The sequence below is a fragment of the Streptomyces sp. NBC_00377 genome (assembly GCF_036075115.1).
Classification (GTDB): domain Bacteria; phylum Actinomycetota; class Actinomycetes; order Streptomycetales; family Streptomycetaceae; genus Streptomyces.
In genome coordinates, this window is the sequence record NZ_CP107958.1 from 7,226,788 (window position 1) to 7,249,323 (window position 22,536).

The following is a 22,536-nucleotide window of genomic DNA, read 5'->3' on the forward strand; positions in this document are numbered from 1 at the left end:
ACAAACGTAGCTCAGCCGAGTACGGATGCGGCCCCCTTGAGCACGAGTCCGGCGCCGAGAGCGACCACGAGGAACGCGGACCACAGGGGCAGGTTCCGCCGGACCAGGTTCACGACAGGATGGGCCGTCCAGCGCGGCTGCCGGTCCAGGAGACCGGTCGCCCGGGCGCCCAGCCTGACGACGGCGAACCCCGCGGCCGTGAGGGTCAGCGCGAGTCCGACGCCGTACGCGACGACGAGCAGCAGCCCGAACCAGGCGTGCCCGAGTGCCGCCGCGCCGACCAGCACGACCACGGCGGACGGGCTGGGAACCATGCCACCGGCGAAGCCGAGGAGGAGCGTGCCGCGAAGGGTGGGGGCCACGGCGTGGGTGTGGGTACGGCCGCCGTGGCTGTGGGTGTGGGTGTGGGTGTGACCGTGATCATGACCGTGGTCGTGGTCGTGGTCGTGACTGTGCTGGTGGTCGTGACCGTGGTCGTGCGCGGGTCCGTGGTCGTGGCCGTGGTCCTGATGGGCATGGGTGTGCGGGGTGGGGGCACCGACGAGGGCGAGTTGACGATCAGCAGTCTTCGCCGGCTCGGAGGGGTGGGAGTGACCGCCGTCAGGGCCCGTGTGCGGGTGGGGATGCGGGTGCGGGTGGGGGTGACCGTGCGCGCTGCCCGGGTCCCGGCCCCGCCAGGCCCGTCGGGCGAGGGTCGCGCCCGCGAAGAGCACCAGCGCGCCGCTCGCCAGCCCCAGCCAGGCGATCACCGAGGGCGCGGCGGCCGAACCGGCGGTGACGAGCAGACCGAGGGCGACGACGCCCAGGGTGTGGGTGACGGTGACCGAGGCGGCGAGCGGGAGGACGTCCTTCATCCGGGCCTTGCCGCCCCGGGCGGCCGCTGTCGCCGCCATGATGGTCTTCCCGTGGCCGGGCGCGACCGCGTGCATCGCACCGAGGACGACGGCGATCACCAGGGCCAGCGCGGCGAAGCCGACGGTGAGGTCCTGCCGGGCGACCAGGTTGTCCAGAGCCCGTGTCCAGCGGTCGGCGCCGCGCGGCAGCACGGACGCGGCCGGCGCGTCCCGGTCCTCCTCGACGAGGGCGGCGCCACCGGGCCGCACCCGCACGGACGCGGTCGAGGTGTCCGCCGGGGAGGAGAGCAACTCCTTGGGATAGCTGCTGAGCTCGCCCGAGACCGACTTCTTCGGCACGTCGGAGCCGGTGAGTGTCATCCGGTCGCCACGGGCGGTGATCTCCCGCCAGCCCGGCCCGGAGGAGGCGCCCTCGCTGTGGAAGGCGAGGGAGACGGTGTCCCCGTCGGAGACCTCGGGCAGCGGAGCCGTCAGCCGGCACTCCACCCGCAGGGTGTCGAGCCCCGCCTGCCCGGGCCTGACGACGGCCTTGGCGGCGCCCGCCGTCAGGGTCACGGCACGGCCGTCCACGGTGAGCCTGCTGCCGCTCGCGGCCGTCGCGCACCGCTGCCGGGCCCACTCGGTCATCCCCAGCCGCTCGATGTCCGGCTTCGCCTGGGTGGCGGGGATCTCGGCGAGGTCCTCGACGTGGTCGACCCGGAGCTGTCCCGGGGCGGCGACCAGACCGTCGTAGCGGTTGACGGTGAAGTTGCCGAGGGGATGCGCGCTCGCGCTGGCGGAAGGGACCAGCACGAGCGCGCAGCCGGCCGTGAACACGGCCGCGCAGGAGGCGAACAGACGACGGGACATCACTTGCTCGCCTCCAGCGTCTTGAGTGCCGTACGGGCCTGGCGGGCACCCAGCGGGGAGAAGCCGGGGTTCAGCTTCAGCGCGGCGGCCAGGTGGGTACGAGCGTCGGCCGGGTGGCCGGTGGCCTTCTCGATCACACCGCGGTGGTAGAGGAAGGCCGCACTGCGGTAGCCGGTGGCGGTGGCCTGGCGGGCGTAGGGGAGGGCCTCGGCGTCCTTGCCGTTGACGTGCAGGGCCCAGGCGAGGGCGTCCGCCGTGTGCACGGTGTGCCGACGGCCCCAGTCGTCGCGGGCCGCGCGCAGGGCCGTGGCCCGGTCGCCGTGGTCGGCCGCGGCCAGGGCGGTGTCGAGGTCGGCGTTCACGCCGTTGGCGCGGGCGATGGCCGTCCACGCGTCGACCAGGAGGTACTGGTTCTTCGCCTTCGCCGCGTCACCCTCACCGCCCCGCGCCTCGTACAGCTCGCCCAGCTCCACCAGCGGTCCGGGAAGCGGGTATCGGGCGACGATCAGCTCCAACCCCTTGATCGCCTCCGCCTGTTGTCCGCTCGCCGCCTGGGCACGGGCCCGTCCCTCCAGCGCGGGGAGGTAGTTCTCGTCGGCGGCGAGGGCACGGGCGTAGTGGGTGAGGGCCGCGCTGTAGTCGCCCTGGTTCCAGGCGAGTTGACCCAGCTGACTGGCGACGTAGGCGATGTCGCCGGGCGAGGTGGACGCGGCGAGCGCCCGGTCCAGGACCTGGCGGGCGGTGGTGACGTCGCCGCGCAGTTCGTGGACGTACGCGTACCGGGTGAACACCGGTACGCCCGGCCGTCGCTGATCCGCCGTGTTCACGGCTTTCTCGGCGTCGCCGTAGCGGCCGAGCTCGACGAGGGCGTCGATACGGGAGCACAGGGCGCGCTCGCTGTAGGGGTTCTGCTCGAGCGCCCGGTCGGCGAAGCGCAGGGCGTTCGCGAAGTCGTGCCGGGCGGCGGCGAGAGCGGCCCGGCCGGCGAGCGCCTGGTCGTTGTCCGGGCGCAGTGAGAGCGAACGCTTGAGGGCCTGTTCGGCCTGCGGGTAGCGGGAGGGGTCGCCCTTGGTGCGGGCCTGCTCGACGTAGGCCAGCCCGAGGGTGGCCCAGCCGCCGAAGTCCTTGGGCTGTGCGCGCAGATGGGTCTGGAGTGCGGTGATGCCGGAGTCGAGGTCGCCACTGGCGAGCAGTCCGGGGGAGACCGCGGCAGCGGTCGCGACGGGCACGTTCCGCCCGTCGCGCGCCGCCCCCAGCGCGACCGCCCCGGCGGTGAGCGCCACGGCCAGCATGGCCGCACAGGCGGTGAGCTGAGCGGCCCGCCAACGACGGCCGGCGGCACCGGCCCGCCGCACTGCGGCCACACGGTCGTCGCCGCCCCCGGAGTCGCCGCCCTCGCTCGCGCCCACAGCGCCGTGGTCGCCGGCGTCACCGCCGGTCCCGGCAGCGCCCTCGGCCTCGGCCCCCGCGCCGGTGTCACCGTCACTGTCGGCGTCGGCGTCGGCGTCGGCGAAGGGGACGGCCGTCTCGGCCTCGGCACCGGGCTCGGTGTCAGCGGCCCCGGGCTTCCCCTCCGTCACGATCTCCGTGCCGAAGGCCTGCGTGCCGGAGTCCGGTTCGCCGGGAGCCGCAGCGCCGGGGGCCGGTGCCGGTCGGGCGATGGCCGGTCGGGTGGGCTCCGGTTCGCCGTCGTTCGTGCGCGGGGACATGCCCTCTCCTAGGTCGCCTGGGGTCGTTCAGCCTGCTCGCACAGGGGCGGCGCGGCCCGCGCCGTGGGGGATTGGAACGCGGGCCGCGCCAGTCGGTGGGACAGGGCCGGGGAGTGCAGGATTCTCCCCGGCCCGCTCATGGGCAGGGCCTAGTAGGCCCGCCGCCGCCCGCGCCACCACATCAGCCCGCCGCCGATGAGGAGGATGCCCGCCGCACCGGCGCCCGCGGAGGACGCGATCAGCGTGGTGTTGTCGGTGGAGCCGGTCAGGGCGTCACCGAGCTGGCTGCGGACGTCGGCACCGCTCTTGGCGGTCGCGCCGCGCGAACCCTCGGTGGGCAGGGCGACGTAGGGGAAGGCCTTCTCGAAGTCCTTGTCGTTCTTGTCGACCGCGTCACCCAGGTCGTTCTTGGAACCGACCAGCTCACCCTCGACGACCTGGAGCGAGGCGTCGATCACGTCGTCGGTGAGGCGACGGCCGTTCGGGAAGCCCGCGTTGTCGCCGTCGAGCACGCCCAGCCGCTTCGGGTGCATGCTCGGCTTGATCGAGGTGTTGAGGCGCAGCTCCTCCGACGGCGTCACATACGGGGGCTGGTTGAGGCCCTTGACGCCCTTCAGGAACACGTCGACGAGGTCGTTGCGCGGCTCGGCCGGCGCCTTGATCTTGTAGATCGCCTCGATGAGCTTCGGCAGCTCGGGGTTGGTGACGTTCTTCAGGAACTGGCCGTCGTCCTTCGGCTCGGACGCGTTGAACTTGTCCTTGTCCTTGATCGGGTTGACGACCTCGTTGACCAGCGGGTTACCGAGGCGCGAGACCTGCGAGTAGTAGCCCTGGGCGTTCTTGCGCTGGGTCGTCGACCAGATGCCGACGATCGGCTGATTCTTCGACTCGGCGATCATGTCGCTCGGGACCTGAAGGGCGATCGAGTTGACGTTGTAGCCCTTGAGCGTGTCGTTGCCGACCTCGGAGAGGTCACCGCCGTACAGCAGGTCGAAGACGCGCAGGTCCAGGAAGAACGGGTCGTCGGCCTGGCCGGCGAAGGTCTTGGCGCCGTTGGGGAGCTTGTAGATCGCGTGGTCGCGCAGCTTCTTGTAGTCGGGCATCGACGCCTTGCCCACGTTCGACGGCGCCACCGGCACGTCGTCCGCGATCTTCGTCTCGTGCTCGACCTTCCCCTTCCTCGACTTGATGAGTTCGAGGTCGTAGGTCTGCGTGACGTTCAGGTCGGCGTCGTCCAGGCTCTCGACAACACCCGTGTTGTAGAGGAACGTCTTCTTGTTCTTCACATGCGTCTTGAACGTGTAGCGGAAGGTCAGATCCTCCTTCGCGTCGGCGTTGTTGTCGATGTGCAGGTCGTACTGGGCGTCCTCGGCGAACGGGAAGAAGTTGGGGCCACCGGCCGGGTCCTCGAAGGGGATCCAGTTCGCGACGATCGTCGTCGTGTCCGGGTGGTCCGGGCTGACGAACGCGTACACGTCCGTGTTGTCGTACTGCGGGGTTCCCGAGATGAGGGGGGCCTCGCGGTGGCTGGAGGCGTAGGCCGCCCCCGGCATCAGCGTGGCCACGCCGGCGGCTGCGAGCCCCCCGGCGGCCAACGCACCGCAGACGAGTGTCGCGACGCTCCTGCGTCCGTTGCCGCTCCTGGAGAAAGCTGTCATGCCGTCCGTCCTTCGTACCAAGTTGCCTGACGGACAGTGATACGGAGCGGGAGGTGGGTTCGGATTGGTCGAAACCAAAAAACTTTTTCTTTCCTGCTCACCCGCGTTTTCGGCCCTTCGCTACGTATCCCCCTGCCGGAGGTGTGTTCGTTGCGAATGCCTGGTGTGACGGGGCGGCCCGGGTGCGGCGGCCGCAGAGAGGGGGACCGCATGGAGGCGGACGAGCTTCTGGTGCTCGTGGCGGGAGGCGACCAGCAGGCGTTCGAACGGCTCTACGGACTTGTCTCCGGCCCGGTGTTCGGGCTCGTGCGCCGCGTCGTCAGGGATCCCGCGCAGTCGGAGGAGGTCGCTCAGGAGGTGCTCCTGGAGGCCTGGCGCTCCGCGGGCCGCTTCGATCCGAGCCGCGGCACCGCCCTCTCCTGGATCCTCACCCTCGCGCACCGCCGCGCCGTCGACCGGGTGCGCAGCGCCCGTGCGGCCGTGGACCGCGAACAGCGCGAGGCCAGCCGCTACCACGACCCCGCCTTCGACCAGGTGGCCGAGGAGGTCGAGGCGGGCCTGGAACGCCAGTTGGTCCGCCGCTGCCTCGACCGGCTGACGGCGCTCCAGCGCCAGTCCGTCACCCTCGCCTACTACGACGGGTACACGTACCGTGAGGTGGCCGACCGCCTCTCGCTGCCGCTGGGCACGGTGAAGACCCGGATGCGTGACGGACTCACGCGGCTGCGCGACTGCCTGGGAGGTGCCGCATGAGTGTGCTCGGCCTGTTCCGCCGCGAGGATCTGCACTCGCTGGCCGCTCCCTACGCGCTCGACGCCCTCGAACCCGACGAACGCCGCCGCTTCGAGAAGCATCTGACGGGCTGCCACCGCTGCTCGGCCGAGGTGCGGGCGCTGGCCGAGGACGCCGTCCGGCTCGCCTGGTCGCAGGCCGCGCCGCCGCCGGCCGCCATGCGCACCCGGGTGCTGGCGGCCGTGCAGAGAACGCCGCAGGAATCCTCCCGGGCTCCGGTGCGAGAGCACTCTCCGCAACTTCCCCCGCACGTGTGGGGCGCGCAACCGCCGCCCGGACGCTCCAGGAGCACCGCCCACGCGTTCGGCCGTGGGGCGACGCCACGTGCGCGCCGTCCGCTGTTCGTGCCGTTCGCCACGGCCACCGCCGCGGCGGCCCTCGTGGTCGCCTCGCTCTTCGCGGTCCAGGCGGGCCGTTCACAGGACGAACTGAAGGCCGCCCGCGCCCAGGCGCGTGAGATCGCCCACGTTCTCTCGGCTCCGGACGCCCGGGCGGGCACCGGGAAGGACGCGCAGGGCCGCAGTATCGGAGTGATCGCCTCCGCCGCGGAGGGACAGGCGGTCGTCACGCTGAGCGGATACGGCGTGCTGCCCACCGGACAGGTGCATCAGCTGTGGCTCATGCGCCCCGGCGCGCAACCGCGCTCCCTCGGCCTCTTCGACGGCGACACGCCCTTGGTCGCCACCGGTCTCGAGAAGACCGCGACATCACTCGCTGTGACCGTCGAGCCCGACGGGGGATCACCACGGCCCACCACACAGCCGGTTGTCCAACTCACCCTGAATTCGGTTGGATTCGGAGAGTGATCGGACACGCTTCGTCAACCCCCTTACGGGGAAGGTGAATCCTGTGAGCTCGATACACGTGTGCCTCGACGGGGCGATAGGGTTACCCTGCCCGGGCCGGGTGGACTCGTACGGGTGGGGAGTGACATGGAACAGATAACGATGCACAGCAGCAGGGCACGCGTCCCTGCGATCACCTGCGGGAGCAGCGCGACCAGTTCGCGCCTCGACCGCCATCTCTCGGTGCTGGCGGGCCCCGCCATACCGCAGCGCGAGACGCTCGAGGCGACCTCGCTCATGCGGGAGCTGACCGCGCGTGAGCCCCTGCGCGACCACGGGCCGAGGACGACGCGGGCTCGCGTGAGCCGTGTCTCGCTCTTCGCGCCCCTGCGCCGACTGCGCCGTTCACTGTTCGGAGGCAACAAGCACTGACCGGCCGGCACGCCCTCACGTACTGAGTCCCGCGCTCAGGCGGCCACACCGTCCCGGCACAGCGCTGCGATCTCCTCGTCCGTCATCCCCACGGCACGCAGCAGCGCTTCGGTGTGCTCCCCGAGCGCGGGCACGTCTCCCATCCGCGACTCCGCCCCACCCGGCAGTGTGATCGGCGGTAGCAGCGCCCGCAGTGGCCCGACCGGCGTCCCCACCTCCCGCCACCGCCCGCGGGCCGCCAGCTGCGGATGATCCGCCAATTCGTGCAGATCCCTCAGGCGTGCGCACGCGATGCCCGCGCCCGTCAGCCGCGCAAGCGCCTCGTCGGTGTCCAGGGCGCCCAGCGCCTCCGCCACCAGTATGTCCGTGCGGTCCCGGTTCATGACCCTTGCCGCGTTCGTCGCGTACGCCGGATCCGTACCCAACTCGGTTCGGCCCATGACCTGTTCGGCCAGCCGTCGCCATTCCCGGTCGTTCTGCACGGAGAGCAGCACCCGCCCGCCGTCGGCGGTGGGGTAGGCGTCGTACGGCGCGATCACCGCGTGTGCCAGGCCGGTCCGGGCCGGGGGAGTCCCGCCGTGCATCGCGTGGTGCAGCGGATGCCCCATCCACTCGGCGAGCGACTCCAGCATCGACACCTCCACCGGCCCGCCCCGCCCGGTCGTGCCCCGCCGCACCAGCGCCGCCAGCACGCCCGAGAAGGCGTACATGGCCGCCGCGATGTCCGCCGCCGGGATTCCCGCCTTCACCGGCCGCTCGGGCGTCCCGGTCACCGACACGAGACCCGCCTCGCACTGCACGAGCATGTCGTAGGCCCGCTTGTCCGCGTACGGTCCACTCGCCCCGTACCCGGAGATGTCGACGGCCACCAGTCGCGGATGTTCCGCGCACAGGGTGGCCGCGTCCAGCCCCAGCCGGGCCGCCGCCCCCTGGGCGAGGTTCTGCACGAAGACGTCCGCGCCGGCGATCAGCCGCCGTACGACGTCCAGACCGCGCGGATCCTTGAGGTCGAGGGCGATGGACTCCTTGCCCCGGTTGCACCACACGAAGTGTGAGGCGAGTCCGCCGGCGGCCGTGTCGTAGCCGCGTGCGAAGTCACCGCCGTCGATCCGCTCGACCTTGATCACCCGAGCGCCGAGGTCGGCGAGCTGCCGGGTGGCGAAGGGGGCCGCGACGGCCTGTTCCACGGCGACGACCGTGAGGCCGTCGAGAGGCAGCGGCAGGGGCGGCTGCGGCGGGGGAGGCTGGTCCGCGGGGTCCGCGGGGTCTGCGGGCTCGGTGGTGTCCGTGGTGTCCGTGGCGTCCATGGAGTGGATGCTAGTGCCGCGGCGGGCAACGTTTGCCCGTCAAGGAGCGGCGTCCGGTGCGTGCTCTCGGCGTGCCGGCCGGAAGTCCTCGTACTGGACGTACCTGGGCTTTCGGCCGGTGCGGCGAGAGTGCGTGCCGGGCGTCGCGACGGGGCGAACGTTGCCTGTCGCGGCACTAGATCAGGGCGAACTGACCCTCCGGGCCCTCCTCGTGGTGGTCCAGGACCGTCGCCGGACGGCGTGCCGAGTCCGGGACCGGCAGGACGCCCGCCCCGCGCAGTTCCCTCACGGTGACCGTGTCCGGCACGGTCAGCTCCTCCTGCGCCGCGCGCGCCTGCGCGAGCAGCGCCAACACGGTGATCAGCTCCAGGAGTTCGGACGTCCAGGTCTGCGGCCAGGTGGTCGGGCGGATCGCGGACAGGGTGCCCGGTTCGGGCTCCGCCGTCCGCGCCGCGAACCACTGCTCCAGGACGCGGAGCCCGCCCGCCTCGAAGTCCCAGGCCGCCGGCGGGACCGGGGAGACCCGGCCGCCGTCGAGGTGCAGGGTCTCCTCGTCGCGGTCGTAGTGGAGCGTCAGGGGCCGGGAGGGCAGCGGGGCACGCACGTAGGGGCGGCGGCCGCCGGGGAGCCGGGGACGGTCACCGTCGCGCCGGAGCAGCCACAGGGCGCGACGGCCCAGCTCCACCCCCCGGGCCCAGAGTCCGGGGTCCCGGGTCAGGGGGACCGTGAGGTCGGGGCGGACCGCGGTCAGGGTCCAGGCCAGGAAGTCCACCGGATCGGGGGAGTGGCCGAGGTGCTCCAGCAGACCCGGCGCCAGGTTGGGTTCCGTGCCGCCGGGGCGCCGGTACAGCGGGCGGATACGGCCGGGGCGCGCGAGCGGGATCAGCGAGGTCGCGAGCAGGGGCGGTCCCGGCGGGGAGGGTGTCTCCACCACGAAGACCTGGCTCTCGTCCGCCACCCGCCACAGCTCCGGGCGCGCCGCGTCGATCAGCCGGTGGTCGGGGATCAGCCACTGCTCGTCGAACGGCCGGGCCAGCACCCGTACCGGCTCCGGGCAGGGGCCCGAGGCGCGGATCAGCTTCTCCGTGCCGCCGGACAGCCCCGGCAGCTGCCCGACCGAGGTGTGCGGGGTGCGGGAGCGCGTCGGCTGGAACAGGGCCTCGCGGCCTTGGCCCTCGGCCTTGACCAGGGCGTCCCAGCGGGCCTTCAGAGCTGCCGGGTCCGGGTCCGTCGGCCACCTCCGGCCGAGCCGCGGCGGTGCGACGGACCACGGCATGAGGTCCGCCAGCGGCGGAGCGTCGTCGGGCGTCACGCTGGGCATCGTACGACGCGTCGACCGCGGCGGGTCACGTCGCGTCGAGGGTGACGGTGAAGGAGAAACGGTCGCCCCGGTAGTGGATGACGGCCGCGTCGAGAACCCGCCCGCGGGTGTCGTAGGTGACGCCCGTGTAGTGCAGGATCGGGCTCAGCAGCGGGACCCGCAGCAGCCGGGCGGTCTCCGGGTCCGCCAGCCGGGCCTCCACCGTGTCCGTGATCCGGCTGATGTCCGCGCCCACGAGGTCCCGCAGCACCTTCGTCATGGGCCGGCCGACCAGGTCGTCGGGGTCGATGCGGGCGGCGAGTTCGGGCCGGACGTAGTTGCGCGCGTGGTTGGTCGGTTCGCCCGTCTTCGCGTCGCTGCGCAGCCGGTGGTACGTGGCCACCTCGGTCAGGTCCGGGAAGTGCTCGGCGACCTCGGCCGGAACGGCCGTACGGCCGTGGTCGAGAATCTCCGTGGCCATGCCGGACTGCTGGGCCACGATCGCGTCGACCGAGCCGAGGAGCCGGACCGGGGCACCGCGCAGCGCGGTCGGCTCGATGAAGGTGCCCCGCCGGCGGTGCCGGGTGATCAGCCCCTCGTCCTCCAGCTCCTTGAGCGCCTGGCGCATCGTCAGCACGCTCACTCCGTAGTGACCCGCCAGCTGCTCCTCGGTGGGCAGCCGGAGCGGGTCCTGCGGCGAGCGGCCGAGTATGGAGGCCCGCAGCGACTGCGACACCTGGTACCAGAGCGGCAGCTTGCGGGTGAGGACGATCGAGTCCGGGGCGAAGGAGGTCACGGCCTATCCGTACCGGTCGGCAACGTTCAGTGCAATGTTCCGCCGGAAGGACGGAAGTGGCGTTGGAGACCCTGCCAGACGTCGTCGTAGCGCGGTTGCAGATGATCCGCGCCGGCCGCCCGCTGAGTGAGGGTGAGCGGCCACCGCGTCTCGAACATGAACGCCAGCCCGTCGTCGATCTTCTGCGGCTTCAGCTCGGCGGCGCTCGCCCGGTCGAACGTCTCCCGGTCCGGGCCGTGCGCCGACATCATGTTGTGCAGCGAACCGCCGCCCGGCACGAAGCCCCCCTTTCCGGCCGTCTTGGCGTCGTACGCGCCCTCGATCAGACCCATGTACTCGCTCATCACGTTCCGGTGGAAGTACGGCGGCCGGAAGGTGTCCTCGCCGACCAGCCAGCGCGGCGCGAAGACCACGAAGTCGACGCCGGCCAGACCCGGGGTGTCGGACGGGGAGGTCAGCACCGTGAAGATCGACGGGTCGGGGTGGTCGTAGGAGATCGTCCCGATGACGTTGAAGCGGCGCAGGTCGTAGACGTAGGGCAGATGGTTGCCGTGCCAGGCGACGACGTCGAGCGGGGAGTGGCCGTAGGTCGCGCTCCAGAGGTGGCCGCAGTACTTGTTGACGACCTCCACCGGGCCCTCGACGTCCTCGTACGCGGCGACGGGCGCGCGGAAGTCACGGGCGTTGGCGAGGCCGTTGGCGCCGATCGGGCCCAGGTCGGGGAGGCGGAAGTGCGCGCCGTAGTTCTCGCAGACGTAGCCGCGGGCCGAGCCGTCCAGGAGGTCGACGCGGAAGCGGACCCCGCGCGGGATCAGCGCCACCTCGCCGGGCTCGGCGTGCAGCAGCCCGAACTCCGTGCGCAGCAGCAGGCCGCCCTGCTCGGGGACGATCAGCAGTTCGCCGTCGGCATCGCTGAACACACGGTCCATGGAGGCGTTCGCGTGGTACAGGTGCACGGCCATGCCGGTGCGCTGGGTGACGTCGCCGTTGCCGCCGAGGGTCCACAGGCTGGCGAGGAAATCCGTGCCGGCCGGCGGTTCGGGCAGCGGGTCCCAGCGCAGTCGGTTGGGGTCGGGGACCGTCTCCGTGAAGGGGCCGGTGCGCAGTGCGCCGTCGTCGAGACGGGTGAACGCCGGGTGCGCGGCCGACGGGCGGATCCGGTACAGCCACGAGCGGCGGTTGTGGGCGCGCGGCTCGGTGAACGCCGTACCGCTGAGCTGCTCCGCGTACAGGCCGAGGGGTGCGCGCTGCGGCGAGTTGCGGCCGTCGGGCAGGGCGCCCGGAACGGCCTCGGAGGCGTGCTCGTTGCCGAACCCGGAGAGATAGGTCAGGCCCTCGGCCGTCTTGCGTGCGTCCCCGCTGCTCATGATCGCTCCCTCCGGCGCCCCGCGGGTGCGCCTGCTGATTCCTATGCATCACCGTAGGATTGCGATTTCTCCCGCGCAAGAGGTGCGCGGGTCCTCCTCCTGGAGGACGATCAAGTCGGCCGGAACCAGACCCCAGGGGGATCCGCGTGTCGGGCTGCTGTTCTACGCTCCCTCGCATGTCATGGACGCGCACAAGCCTTGCCGTGGCGGCGCTCTGTGTCCTGTTGCTGACCGGATCCGCCGGCTGCGGCACCAGTGACGCCCGCGAACGGGGGGACACGACGTCCGCGGCGTCGCCCTCCACCTCGCCGGTGGGCAAGGTCCTGGGGGAGACGGACGAGGAGGGGCGGCACTACCGCGAGGTGGGGAAGAAGGGGGCGCCCGAGGTCGGGGTCGAGGTGCAGCCCGAGGCCGACGGCAGCTGGGACGTCCGTCTGAAGGTGGAGAACTTCCGGTTCACGTCCACCGGGGCGAAGGCGCGGGCGGTCCACGGGCGCGGCGCCGCCCGCCTCTACGTGGACGACCAGCCGGTCGCCGACCTGCGTACGCCCTCCTACCGCATCCCGGCCGGCTACCTCCCGCACGGCACCCACCAGGTCACCGCCCGGCTGTGCGCCGACGACGGCACGGTGTGGGCGGTGGACGGCAAACCGGTGGAGAGCACGGCGTACATCACGGCATCGGAGCCTTCCCCCTGACCCCTCCACCAACGGCTCCACCGGTGCCCCGGCCTCCCAGGCTCCCCGGTTCCCCGAGCTCCCCGGCCTCCGGGCCTTCCGGCTCCCGGGCCCCGGCTCCCGCCCTCGCCGGGGCCATCGGCTACCAGATTCACGAGCCCCCTCCCGGCCCCCGGGCCCCCGTCCCCTCCGGGCCTCCTGGCCCCCTGACCCCTGGCCCCCGACCTCCTGGCCCCCGACCTCCGGGCCCCCGACCTCCTGGCCCCCGACCTCCGGGCCCCCGACCTCCGGGCCTCCCGGCCTCCGGGCCTCCGGGCCCCCGGGCCTCCCGGCCTCCCGGCCTCCCGGCCCCCGGCCCCCGGGCCCCCGACCTCCGGGCCTCCGGGCCTCCGGGCCCCCTGGCCTCCCGGCCCTCCGGGCCCCCGGCCCTCCCGCCCTTCCGGCCGCAGGCCCCCGCCTCCCAGGCTTCCGGCCGCAGGTCCCCGAGCCCGGGGGCCTGCGGCCCGCCGACGCCGTCCGCCCCGCGTCCGAGCGTTGAGTGTGGTGGGCATCTTTCTTCGTACTGAGGGGTGAGGTTCACCCGAACGCGGCGGAAAGGCATCATGAGGTCCGTGCCCCAAGCGACATCACTCCGTCGTGCGCCCGTGCAGCGGCGCAGTGCCGAACGGCTGACCAGAATTCTCGACGCCTGCGCCGACCTGCTGGACGAGGTCGGCTACGACGGCCTGAGCACCCGGGCCGTCGCCGAGCGCGCCGGAGTCCCCATCGGCTCCGTCTACCGCTTCTTCGGCAACAAGCGGCAGATGGCCGACGCGCTGGCGCAGCGCAACCTCGAGCGCTACTCCGAACGCGTCACCGAGCGTCTGAAGGGGGCGCGCCGGGGCGACTGGCGGGCGGCCATGGACGCCGTTCTCGACGAGTACCTGGCCATGAAGCACACCGCGCCCGGGTTCTCCCTCGTCGACTTCGGCAACCAGATCCCGGTCGGCGCCCGGCACGAGGAGCCCAACCACCGGGTCGCCGACCGTCTCACCGACCTGCTCTCCGACTACCTCGGCCGCGAGCCCGACGACGACCTGCGGCGCACCTTCCTGATCGCGGTGGAGACCGCGGACACCCTGGTCCAGCTGGCCTTCCGGGTGGATCCGGAGGGCGACCCGAAGGTGATCGACGAGGCCCGCGAGCTGCTGCGCGCCTATCTGGCGCGGACCCTGGACTGACGGTCGGGGCCGACCCCTCCCCAGGAGCCATACCGGTCGGTATGCTCGCCTGGAGAAGGCAATGCCGCCCCCAGGAGGACCCGTGTCCCGCACCGCCCTGCGAATCTGCCCGTTGTGTGAGGCCACCTGCGGGCTGACGCTCACCATCGAGGGGACGAAGGTCACCGGCGCCCGCGGCGACCGGGAGGACGTCTTCAGCAAGGGCTTCATCTGCCCCAAGGGTGCTTCCTTCGGCGCGGTGGACGGCGACCCCGACCGGCTGCGGACCCCCCTCGTGCGCAGGGACGGGGAACTGCGCGAGGCCACCTGGGAGGAGGCCTTCGACGCGGTGGCCGCCGGGATCCGGCCGGTCGTCGAGCGGTACGGCGCGAACTCCGTGGGAGTCGTCCTCGGCAACCCCAACGTGCACACCATGGCGGGCGCGCTCTACCCGACCGTGCTGCTCGCCGGTCTCGGCACCCGCAGCCTCTTCACCGCGTCCACGGTCGACCAGATGCCCAAGCACGTCTCCAGCGGACTGCTGTTCGGCGACGCCAACGCGATTCCCGTGCCGGACCTGGACCACACCGACCACCTGCTTCTCATCGGCGCCAACCCCCTGGAGTCCAACGGCAGTCTGTGCACCGCCGCCGACTTCCCCGGCAAGCTGAAGGCGCTCAAGGCCCGCGGCGGCACCCTCACCGTCATCGACCCACGCCGCACCCGTACCGCCAAGCTCGCCGACCGGCACATCGCGATCCGGCCGGGCACGGACGCGCTGCTCCTCGCGGCCATGGCGCAGGTGCTGTTCGAGGAACTCCTCGTCGACCTGGGCGAGTTGGCCCCGCACGTCGAGGGCATCGAGCAACTCTCGGAAGCCGTCCGGGAATTCACCCCGGAAGCGGTCACCGCGGCCTGTGATGTGGACGCCTCGCTGATCCGCACCCTGGCCCGCGAACTCGCCGCCGCCCCCACCGCCGCCGTATACGGCCGCATCGGCAGCTGCACGGTCCCGTACGGCACCCTGGCCAGCTGGCTCGTCGACGTCCTCAACATCCTCACCGGCAACCTGGACCGGCCCGGCGGCGCGCTCTTCCCGCAGGCAGCCACCGACCGCACGCCCCGGCCGGCCGGCCCCGGCCACGGCTTCCGGCTCGCCCGCTGGCACTCGCGGGTGAGCCGGCACCCCGAGGCCAAGGGCGAACTGCCGCTGTCCGCGCTCGCCGAGGAGATCGACACCGCGACGTCGGAGGGCGAGCCGATCCGCGCGCTCGTCGCCGTGGCCGCCAACCCCGTCCTGTCCGCCCCGGACGGCGACCGGCTCGACAAGGCGCTCGACTCCCTCGACTTCATGGTCAGCGTCGACCCCTACCTGAACGAGACCTCCCGCCACGCCGGCGTCGTCCTGCCCCCGCCGCCGCCCTCGCAGAGCCCGCACCACGACTTCGCGTTCAACACCCTCGCCGTGCGCAACCAGGTCCGTTACAGCCGCCCGGCCGTCCCGCTCGAGCCCGGCCGGATGGCCGAGACCGAGATCCTCGCCCGGCTGATCCTGGCCGCCACCGGGATGCACGGCGCCGACCCGTCAGCTGTGGACGACCTGGTCATCGGGCAGACCCTCGGCAAGGCGGTCGGGGAAGCGCACTCGCCCGTGCACGGCCGCGACCCGCAGGAGCTCGCGGCGGCCCTCGACGGGGAGACCGGTCCCGAGCGCCGGCTGGACATGATGCTGCGCCTCGGCCCCTACGGCGACGGCTTCGGCGCCCGGCCGGAAGGGCTCGGCCTGACCCGGCTGCTCGACCGTCCGCACGGCATCGACCTCGGGCCGCTGGGCCCGCGCCTGCCCCAGCCGCTGAAGACGCGCAGCGGTCGGATCGAGCTGCTGCCGCAGCCGATCGCCGACGATCTCCCGCGGCTGCGCGAGGGCATGCGGCAGCGGACGGACGGGCTGGTCCTCGTCGGCCGGCGCCATCTGCGCTCCAACAACAGCTGGATGCACAACGTCCCCGCCCTCACCGGCGGCACCAACCGCTGCACCCTGCACATCCACCCCGAGGACGCCGAACGGCTCGGTGTGCGGGACGGCGCGCCGGTCCGGGTGAAGGGCGCCGGGGGAGAGGTGACCGCACCGGCCGAGATCACGGACGGCGTGCGCCGGGGTGTCGTCAGCCTGCCGCACGGCTGGGGTCACAACCGCCCCGGCACCCGTCTGAGCCACGCCGCCACCGACCCCGGCGTCAACGTCAACCAGCTTCTCGACGGCAGCCTCCTGGACCCGCTGTCGGGCAACGCGGTGCTCAACGGAGTGCCGGTGGAACTTGCCCCGGTAGCGGCCCGCTGACCTGAGCAAAGCTGTGACCTGGACTTTTGCGCTTATTGCTCGCACGTCAACGTCTTGTTAACACCGTTTGAACGGACCTAACGTCAACGCACCGCCGACCCCCAGGTGGGATGTTCAAGGGCGAACGTTAGGTATCCATTCATGTTGACCATCCTCGGCTTCGCCATGATCGCGACCTTCCTGGTCCTGATCATGCTGAAGAAGATGTCGCCGATCGCGGCGCTCGTGCTGATCCCGGCACTGTTCTGCGTGTTCGTCGGGAAGGGCGCCAAGCTAGGTGACTACGTCATCGACGGCGTCACCAGCCTCGCCCCCACGGCGGCGATGCTCATGTTCGCGATCGTCTACTTCGGTGTGATGATCGACGTCGGCCTCTTCGACCCGGTCGTGCGGGGCATCCTGAAGTTCTGCAAGGCCGACCCGCTCCGCATCGTCATAGGAACGGCGCTGCTCGCCGCGATCGTCTCCCTGGACGGCGACGGCTCCACCACCTTCATGATCACCGTCTCGGCGATGTACCCGCTGTACAAGCGCCTGAAGATGAGCCTGGTCGTGATGACGGGTGTCGCGGCCATGGCCAACGGCGTGATGAACACGCTGCCCTGGGGCGGCCCGACCGCCCGGGCCGCCACCGCGCTCAAGCTCGACGCCAGCGACATCTTCGTGCCGATGATCCCGGCCCTGGCCGTGGGCCTGCTCTTCGTCTTCGTCCTCTCCTACGTCCTCGGCCGCCGCGAGCGCGCCCGGCTCGGCGTGCTGACGCTGGACGAGGTACTGGTCGAGGACGTCGAGGAGAAGGACACCGAGACGGTCCTGGTGGGCGCCGGCGGCTCTGCGGGCACCGGCCACGGCAAGGCCCCCGTGCGGACGGGCGGTTCCGGCTCCGGTACCGACGCCGACGCGCGCGACGACGGGGCGGACGAGGACGAGGACGACGGCTTCCAGGGCCTCGACCCGCACCGGGCCACCCTGCGCCCCCGGCTGTACTGGTTCAACGCGCTGCTCACGGTCGCCCTGCTGACCGCCATGATCATGGAGTACCTGCCGATCCCGGTGCTGTTCCTGATCGGCGCCGCGCTCGCCCTCACCGTCAACTTCCCGCACATCCCGGACCAGAAGGCCCGGCTCGCCGCCCACGCCGACAACGTCCTCAACGTCTCCGGCATGGTCTTCGCCGCCGCCGTCTTCACCGGCGTCCTCCAGGGCACCGGCATGGTCGACCACATGGCCAGGTGGATGGTGGACGTCGTCCCCGAGGGCATGGGTCCCCACATGGCCCTCGTCACCGGTGTCCTGAGCCTCCCGCTCACGTACTTCATGTCGAACGACGGCTTCTACTTCGGCGTCCTGCCGGTCCTGGCCGAGGCCGGCGCCGCCCACGGGGTCACCCCGCTGGAGATGGCCCGGGCCTCGCTCGTCGGCCAGCCCCTGCACATGTCGAGCCCGCTCGTGCCGGCCGTCTACGTCCTCGTCGGGATGGCGAAGGTCGAGTTCGGCGACCACACGAGGTTCGTGGTCAAGTGGGCCGCCTGCACCTGCCTGGCGATCCTCGGCGCGGGCATCCTGTTCGGGATCATCTGACCGTCCCATGGAGGAACTTGTGAGGCCCGGTAGGAACCGCGGCTGGCTGCTCCGTCTCGTCATCGCCTTCGGCTTCGCGCAGGGGGCGGTGTCGATGGCCCGGCCCGCCGTCTCCTACCGGGCCCTCGCGCTGGGAGCGGACGAGCGGGCGATCGGCGTCATCGCGGGCGTGTACGCGCTGCTGCCGCTCTTCGCCGCCGTACCGCTCGGCCGGCGTACCGACCACGGCCGCTGCGCGCCCCTGCTGCCCTTCGGCGTGGTCCTGATCTCCGGCGGGTGCGTGCTGAGCGGTGCGGCCGGTTCGCTCTGGACGATGGCCCTGTGGAGCGGGGTCATGGGCCTCGGCCATCTCTGCTTCGTCATCGGCTCGCAGTCGCTCGTCGCCCGGCAGTCCGCGCCGCACGAACAGGACCGCAACTTCGGCCACTTCACCATCGGCGCCTCCCTCGGCCAGCTGGTCGGCCCGATCGCGGCCGGAGCGCTGATCGGCGGTGACGACATGGCGCGCAGCAGCGCGCTGGCCCTGCTCGTCGCGGGCGCCGGCTGCGCGGTCGCGTTCACCTCGCTGTGGCGCATCGAAGACCGCGGGACGACGCCCAAGTCCAGTGGCGGGCAAGGCCGGCGTGTGCCCGTCGGCCGGATCCTGCACACCCGGGGTGTCCCCGCGGGCATCCTGGTCAGCCTCTCCGTGCTGTCCGCGACCGACATCCTCACCGCCTATCTGCCGGTGGTCGGCGAGCACCGGGGCATCGCGCCGTCCGTCATCGGAGTCCTGCTGAGCGTCCGCGCGGCGGCCTCCATAGCCTGCCGCCTCGTCCTCACCCCCCTGCTGCGGCTGCTTGGCCGGACGCTGCTGCTCACCGTGACCTGCCTGCTGGCGGCCCTGTTGTGCGCGGGGATCGCGCTGCCGGTGCCTGTCTGGGGGCTGGCCGTGATCCTCGCCGCCCTCGGCTTCTGCCTCGGCGTCGGACAGCCCCTGTCGATGACGACGGTCGTCCAGGCCGCTCCCGACGGCGCCCGTTCCACCGCCCTCGCGCTGCGCCTCACCGGCAACCGGCTCGGCCAGGTCGCCGCGCCCGCGGCCGCGGGGCTGGTGGCCGGCGCCGCGGGCGTGGCCGCGCCGTTCGTGATGCTGGGGGTGTTGTTGCTGGTGTCGTCGGGTGTCGCGGTGCGGTCGCCGGGGGACCCGCGCGCGGACGCGGGAGCCGGGACGGCAGCGCCCGGCGCCGGTCCGGGCCGCGGTTGCGCCGGTCGAGCGATGTCTGACGGCGCGTCGGGCGGAGCTCCCACAGTCCCGGGCGCCGATGTGAAAGAGAGTCAGGAGCAAGAACGATTTGTATGAAAATCGTCCTGACTCGGAGGAATGCGCATGTCCAGCTCGACGCTCCCGTCCGCCCTCGGCTCCCGCCTCGGCGTCACGGCCCTCACCGTGCTCGCCGCGGCGGGGTTCACCACTCTCTCGGCGCCGTCCGCCATGGCCGTGGGGGAGGCCGGTGACATCAGGATCCACCGCGAGCAGGTACCCCCGGGCGTCTCCAAGGACGACCCGGTGGCCTGCCGGTTCTACCTCGACGCCGCCAACTTCGGCGAGCTGCCGACCGTCGCCTACACCATCAAGGCGCGGCCCCCGGCCCTCGACACCGCCACCGTCACCGGCAACATCACCCTGACCCAGGGCGCCGGGCACACCGACACCCTGGGGCTGGCCGAGGGGTCGTACACGTTGGAGTGGACCATTGCCGCCCGCGGGGACGTCCCGGTCCCCTCGCCCAAGGTGAAGGTCTTCAAGATCAGTTGCTCCGAGGGTCGCGGCGGGAACGAGGGCCCGAACCAGCCGATCACGGACGACGGCCGTGAAGCCGCCGCGCCGAACGGCCAGGGCGGTGGCGGCCAGGCCGACGGCGGTCAGAACGGCACCGCGCAGAACGGCACCACCCAGGGTGGCACCGCGCAGAACGGCACCACCCAGAACGGCACGGCGCAGAACGGCACGGCGCAGAACGGCGCCGCGCAGAACGGCGCCGCGCAGAGCGCCGGCGGGCGTGAGGGCGGCGCTCAGGGCGGCGGCGCCTGGAGCGGGGAGAAGGGCAGCGGCGCCTGGAGCGGGGAGAAGGGCGGCGGCGCCTGGAGCGGGGAGAAGGGCAGCGGCGCCTGGAGCGGCGAGAAGGGCGGCCCCGAGGGCGGCGTGCACGCGGGCGGCGGCGGCCTCGCCGGCACCACGCAGTCCTTCACCCCGCTGGCCGGAGCCGCGGCCGTCGGGCTGGTGACCGTCGGGGGATTCGCCTACTTCCGACTGATCCGCCGGCGCACCCATGGTGCCGCGTAGGCGCCTACGCAGGCCCTGGCACCGGACCCGCGCCTACCGCCTCACCAGGACGGCCGTGCTCACGGTCGTCCTGGTGACGGTCGGGGTCCAGTGCGGGGGGCGCGACGGCCCGGTCACGTCCGCCCGGGCCGGCGGGACGGCCGTGGGCGGGGCGCAGGCCGACCCGGCCCCCGGGGACGACGCCGACCAGGAGCGCCGGGCGGCGCGAAACGAGGCGTCCGCGAGCCCCACGCCCCCGCCCCGTCCGCTGCCGCGGTCCCCGGCGACCACCCTGCGCGTACCCTCCCTCGGCATCGTCGCCACGATCGTCCCGCTCCGGCTCGGCCCTGATCGGCACCTCGGGACCCCCCCGCTCGAGCGGCCCAAGCTGGTCGGCTGGTACGCGGGCGGCCCCACACCCGGGGAGCGGGGCACGGCCGTCGCCGTCGGACACCGCGACACCAAGACCGGCCCGGCGGTTTTCGCCGGCCTCGCGCGGGTGGCCAGGGGCGCCCGGATCGAAGCCCGGCGCGCCGACGGCCGCACCGCCGTCTACACCGTGGACCGGGTCCGCGTCTTCGACAAGGCCACCTTTCCCGACAAGGAGGTGTACGGGCCGACCCGCCGCCCCGAACTGCGCATCCTCACCTGCGGGGGCCTGTTCCGGCAGGCGACGGGATACACCAGCAACGTCGTCGTCTTCGCCCACCTGACGGCGACCCGCTGACCCGCCGCGGTGCCGCCTCCGCCGTCCGCGGCCCCCGGGCCGCCGCCCGTTGAACCAGACCGTCCGGTTTCTCACCAGTCGGACGGGAGCGTCCGATCCCGGCCCTTCTCTTCCCCCGGGTGCGCACTGTCCGTTAACTTCCGTGACTCACAAGCCCCGTTCGAGCCGCACGGGGCAGGTCGGACAGCGAAGTACCGGCCGGGCCCGCCCGGCACACGAGTCCCCGGGGACACTTCTCATGACACGCGCCATCTCGTTGCACGACGTCAGCAAGGTCCACGACCGAAACGTCCGGGTCGTGGACCGGCTGTCGCTGGACATCGCGCCCGGCGAGTTCCTGGTCCTGCTGGGCCCCTCCGGCTGCGGCAAGTCCACCGTCCTGCGCATGATCGCCGGCCTGGAACAGATCACCGAGGGGGAGTTACGGCTCGACGGCGACTACGCCAACGACCTGGCGCCCTCGGGGCGGGACATCGCCATGGTCTTCCAGAACTTCGCCCTCTACCCGAACATGACCGGCCGCGACAACATCGGTTTCCCGCTGCGCATCGAGGCCCCCGGCGCCGACCCGGGCCCCCGCGTGGACGCCACCGCCCGGATGCTCGGCATCGAGGACCTCCTCGACCGTTTCCCCGGCCAGCTCTCCGGCGGCGAACGCCAGCGCGTCGCCATGGGCCGGGCCATCGCCCGGCACCCCTCCGCCTTCCTGATGGACGAGCCGCTGTCCAACCTCGACGCCAAGCTCCGCAACCACCTGCGGGCCGAGATATCCAAGCTGACCAGGGAACTGGGCGTCACCACCGTCTACGTCACGCACGACCAGGCCGAGGCCATGTCGCTCGGCGACCGGGTCGCCGTGCTGCGCGGCGGCGTCCTCCAGCAGGTGGGCACCCCGCGCTCGGTCTACGCCCTGCCGCGCAACGTCTTCGTCGCCGCCTTCATCGGCACCCCGCGCATCAACCTCCTGCGCGGCCTGGTCCGCGCCCCGCTCGACGGCGCCATGACGATCAGCCTCGGCAAGCAGGCGCTGCGGCTGCCCGAACCCCACTGTCTGGACCACAAGCTGCTGCGCGTGCAGCAGGGCCGGGAAGTGATCGTCGGGCTGCGCTCGGAGGCGGTCCGCATCGCCACTCCCGCCGAGGCCCGGCCCGGCGAGACGCACATCACCGGGCTGGTGGAGCACGTGGAGTTCCAGGGTCACGAGGTGCTGGTGCACTTCAACACCGGCTCACGGCTCGCGGTCGTGCCGGAGCTGGAGGCGCCCCGCCCCGCCCAGCGGCCGATTCGGCGGCGGCGCCGCGAGGGCGGTGTCCTCGGCCGGCTCCGCAAGGGCGCGGGCGGCCTGCGGTCCGGTCCGGTCGGGGTCCTGGACGAGCCGCAGGAGCAGGACCGGCCGGTGACGTCCACGGAGGGCCGCCCCCTCGGCGACCTCGTCGTGCGCACCACACCCGACTTCGACCTCCGGCACGGCATGCAGGTCCCGCTGCTCGTCGACATCGCCCATCTCTTCGTCTTCGACCAGCACGGCGAGCGCATCAGCCCGGCCCCGGCCCGGCTGCCGGACCTGGACGAGTGACGAGGCGCCCGCCGTGTCCGGGCCCGCCCGTCCGCCGCCGCGGGAACACCGTCTCCGGGCCGCGCCCGTCCCGTGCCGGGCCGCGCCCGTCCCGTGCCGGGCCGCGCCCGTCCCGTGCCGGGCCGTGCCCGTCCGTCCCGTGCCGGGCCGTGCCCGTCCGTCCCGTGCCGGGCCGTGCCCGTCCGTCCCGTGCCGGGCCGTGCCCGTCCGTCCCGTGCCGGGCCGTGCCCGCCCGCCCCGTGCCGGGCCGCGCCCGTCCGTCCCGTGCCGGGCCGCGCGTT

Annotated in this window: 17 protein-coding genes and 1 pseudogene; 10 read left to right on the plus strand and 8 right to left on the minus strand. The window is 72.8% G+C overall.

What is annotated here, in order from left to right; genetic code table 11:
* Positions 1-11 precede the first annotated feature (11 nt).
* The 3 genes from OHS71_RS32110 to OHS71_RS32120 all read right to left on the minus strand — a co-directional run bounded on the left by OHS71_RS32110 (position 12) and on the right by OHS71_RS32120 (position 5,070).
* Positions 12-1,706, minus strand: a complete 1,695-nt coding sequence (locus OHS71_RS32110; protein ID WP_328482820.1) for a HoxN/HupN/NixA family nickel/cobalt transporter — start codon at positions 1,704-1,706, stop codon at positions 12-14.
* Entirely contained in the window at positions 1,703-3,412 is a 1,710-nt protein-coding gene (locus OHS71_RS32115; protein ID WP_328482821.1) for a tetratricopeptide repeat protein, read from the minus strand. Before OHS71_RS32115 ends, OHS71_RS32110 begins: the two co-directional genes overlap by 4 nt.
* 149 nt (positions 3,413-3,561) lie before the next feature.
* Entirely contained in the window at positions 3,562-5,070 is a 1,509-nt protein-coding gene (locus OHS71_RS32120; protein WP_328482822.1) for a DUF4331 domain-containing protein, read from the minus strand.
* 210 nt (positions 5,071-5,280) lie between these two features.
* Between OHS71_RS32120 and OHS71_RS32125 the strand changes: the two genes are divergently transcribed.
* The 3 genes from OHS71_RS32125 (at position 5,281) to OHS71_RS32135 (ending at position 7,079) form a co-directional block, all read left to right on the plus strand.
* On the plus strand, positions 5,281-5,823 hold the full coding sequence (locus OHS71_RS32125; RefSeq protein ID WP_328482823.1) for a sigma-70 family RNA polymerase sigma factor: 543 nt from the start codon (positions 5,281-5,283) through the stop codon (positions 5,821-5,823).
* Positions 5,820-6,668, plus strand: coding sequence for an anti-sigma factor (locus OHS71_RS32130; protein WP_328482824.1), 849 nt, complete (start codon positions 5,820-5,822; stop codon positions 6,666-6,668). Before OHS71_RS32125 ends, OHS71_RS32130 begins: the two co-directional genes overlap by 4 nt.
* 126 nt (positions 6,669-6,794) lie before the next feature.
* Entirely contained in the window at positions 6,795-7,079 is a 285-nt protein-coding gene (locus tag OHS71_RS32135; protein WP_328482825.1) for a hypothetical protein, read from the plus strand.
* A 35-nt stretch (positions 7,080-7,114) separates the two neighbouring features.
* On the opposite strand, the gene OHS71_RS32140 is transcribed toward OHS71_RS32135, so the two are convergent.
* The 4 genes from OHS71_RS32140 to hmgA all read right to left on the minus strand — a co-directional run bounded on the left by OHS71_RS32140 (position 7,115) and on the right by hmgA (position 11,849).
* Entirely contained in the window at positions 7,115-8,386 is a 1,272-nt protein-coding gene (locus OHS71_RS32140; protein ID WP_328482826.1) for a CaiB/BaiF CoA transferase family protein, read from the minus strand.
* A gap of 175 nt (positions 8,387-8,561) precedes the next feature.
* Entirely contained in the window at positions 8,562-9,707 is a 1,146-nt protein-coding gene (locus tag OHS71_RS32145) for a type ISP restriction/modification enzyme (RefSeq protein ID WP_328482827.1), read from the minus strand.
* A 25-nt stretch (positions 9,708-9,732) separates the two neighbouring features.
* The gene (locus OHS71_RS32150) at positions 9,733-10,482 is read right to left on the minus strand and encodes a GntR family transcriptional regulator (RefSeq protein ID WP_328482828.1); all 750 of its coding nucleotides are present in this window, start codon (positions 10,480-10,482) and stop codon (positions 9,733-9,735) included.
* 26 nt (positions 10,483-10,508) lie between these two features.
* Entirely contained in the window at positions 10,509-11,849 is a 1,341-nt protein-coding gene (gene hmgA / locus OHS71_RS32155) for a homogentisate 1,2-dioxygenase (protein WP_328482829.1), read from the minus strand.
* 176 nt (positions 11,850-12,025) lie between these two features.
* Here hmgA and OHS71_RS32160 point away from each other — a divergent pair, with 176 nt between their 5' ends.
* The 5 genes from OHS71_RS32160 (at position 12,026) to OHS71_RS32180 (ending at position 18,989) form a co-directional block, all read left to right on the plus strand.
* On the plus strand, positions 12,026-12,547 hold the full coding sequence (locus OHS71_RS32160; protein ID WP_328482830.1) for a hypothetical protein: 522 nt from the start codon (positions 12,026-12,028) through the stop codon (positions 12,545-12,547).
* Between the two features lie 581 nt (positions 12,548-13,128).
* Complete coding sequence (locus OHS71_RS32165) at positions 13,129-13,746, plus strand: TetR/AcrR family transcriptional regulator (RefSeq protein ID WP_328482831.1); 618 nt, start codon at positions 13,129-13,131, stop codon at positions 13,744-13,746.
* A gap of 82 nt (positions 13,747-13,828) precedes the next feature.
* The gene (locus OHS71_RS32170) at positions 13,829-16,066 is read left to right on the plus strand and encodes a molybdopterin oxidoreductase family protein (protein ID WP_328482832.1); all 2,238 of its coding nucleotides are present in this window, start codon (positions 13,829-13,831) and stop codon (positions 16,064-16,066) included.
* Between the two features lie 141 nt (positions 16,067-16,207).
* A complete protein-coding gene (locus tag OHS71_RS32175) occupies positions 16,208-17,647 on the plus strand; it encodes a CitMHS family transporter (RefSeq protein ID WP_328482833.1) in 1,440 nt (479 codons plus the stop codon).
* 19 nt (positions 17,648-17,666) lie between these two features.
* Positions 17,667-18,989: an MFS transporter gene (locus OHS71_RS32180; RefSeq protein ID WP_328482834.1), complete on the plus strand. Its 1,323-nt coding sequence runs from the start codon at positions 17,667-17,669 to the stop codon at positions 18,987-18,989.
* A gap of 636 nt (positions 18,990-19,625) precedes the next feature.
* On the opposite strand, the pseudogene OHS71_RS32185 reads toward OHS71_RS32180, so the two are convergent.
* Positions 19,626-19,961: pseudogene (locus tag OHS71_RS32185) on the minus strand (hypothetical protein); the annotation flags it as partial.
* Between OHS71_RS32185 and OHS71_RS32190 the strand changes: the two are divergent.
* Both OHS71_RS32190 and OHS71_RS32195 read left to right on the plus strand, forming a co-directional pair.
* Positions 19,960-20,679 (plus strand): class F sortase, encoded by a 720-nt coding sequence (locus OHS71_RS32190; RefSeq protein ID WP_328482835.1) that lies wholly within the window; start codon positions 19,960-19,962, stop codon positions 20,677-20,679. The pseudogene OHS71_RS32185 and the gene OHS71_RS32190 overlap by 2 nt on opposite strands.
* 238 nt (positions 20,680-20,917) lie before the next feature.
* Complete coding sequence (locus tag OHS71_RS32195; RefSeq protein WP_328482836.1) at positions 20,918-22,255, plus strand: ABC transporter ATP-binding protein; 1,338 nt, start codon at positions 20,918-20,920, stop codon at positions 22,253-22,255.
* The last annotated feature ends 281 nt before the right edge of the window (positions 22,256-22,536 follow it).

What these genes read in the sequence shown, in the direction of transcription:
- OHS71_RS32145 (WP_328482827.1), bottom strand. Translation starts at nt 9,707, where the DNA reads ATGCCCAGCGTGACGCCCGACGACGCTCCGCCGCTGGCGGACCTCATG.
- OHS71_RS32135 (WP_328482825.1), top strand. Translation starts at nt 6,795, where the DNA reads ATGGAACAGATAACGATGCACAGCAGCAGGGCACGCGTCCCTGCGATC.
- OHS71_RS32140 (WP_328482826.1), bottom strand. Translation starts at nt 8,386, where the DNA reads ATGGACGCCACGGACACCACGGACACCACCGAGCCCGCAGACCCCGCG.
- OHS71_RS32195 (WP_328482836.1), top strand. Translation starts at nt 20,918, where the DNA reads ATGACACGCGCCATCTCGTTGCACGACGTCAGCAAGGTCCACGACCGA.
- OHS71_RS32165 (WP_328482831.1), top strand. Translation starts at nt 13,129, where the DNA reads ATGAGGTCCGTGCCCCAAGCGACATCACTCCGTCGTGCGCCCGTGCAG.
- OHS71_RS32125 (WP_328482823.1), top strand. Translation starts at nt 5,281, where the DNA reads ATGGAGGCGGACGAGCTTCTGGTGCTCGTGGCGGGAGGCGACCAGCAG.
- OHS71_RS32160 (WP_328482830.1), top strand. Translation starts at nt 12,026, where the DNA reads ATGTCATGGACGCGCACAAGCCTTGCCGTGGCGGCGCTCTGTGTCCTG.
- OHS71_RS32115 (WP_328482821.1), bottom strand. Translation starts at nt 3,412, where the DNA reads ATGTCCCCGCGCACGAACGACGGCGAACCGGAGCCCACCCGACCGGCC.
- OHS71_RS32120 (WP_328482822.1), bottom strand. Translation starts at nt 5,070, where the DNA reads ATGACAGCTTTCTCCAGGAGCGGCAACGGACGCAGGAGCGTCGCGACA.
- OHS71_RS32175 (WP_328482833.1), top strand. Translation starts at nt 16,208, where the DNA reads ATGTTGACCATCCTCGGCTTCGCCATGATCGCGACCTTCCTGGTCCTG.
- OHS71_RS32130 (WP_328482824.1), top strand. Translation starts at nt 5,820, where the DNA reads ATGAGTGTGCTCGGCCTGTTCCGCCGCGAGGATCTGCACTCGCTGGCC.
- hmgA (WP_328482829.1), bottom strand. Translation starts at nt 11,849, where the DNA reads ATGAGCAGCGGGGACGCACGCAAGACGGCCGAGGGCCTGACCTATCTC.
- OHS71_RS32190 (WP_328482835.1), top strand. Translation starts at nt 19,960, where the DNA reads ATGGTGCCGCGTAGGCGCCTACGCAGGCCCTGGCACCGGACCCGCGCC.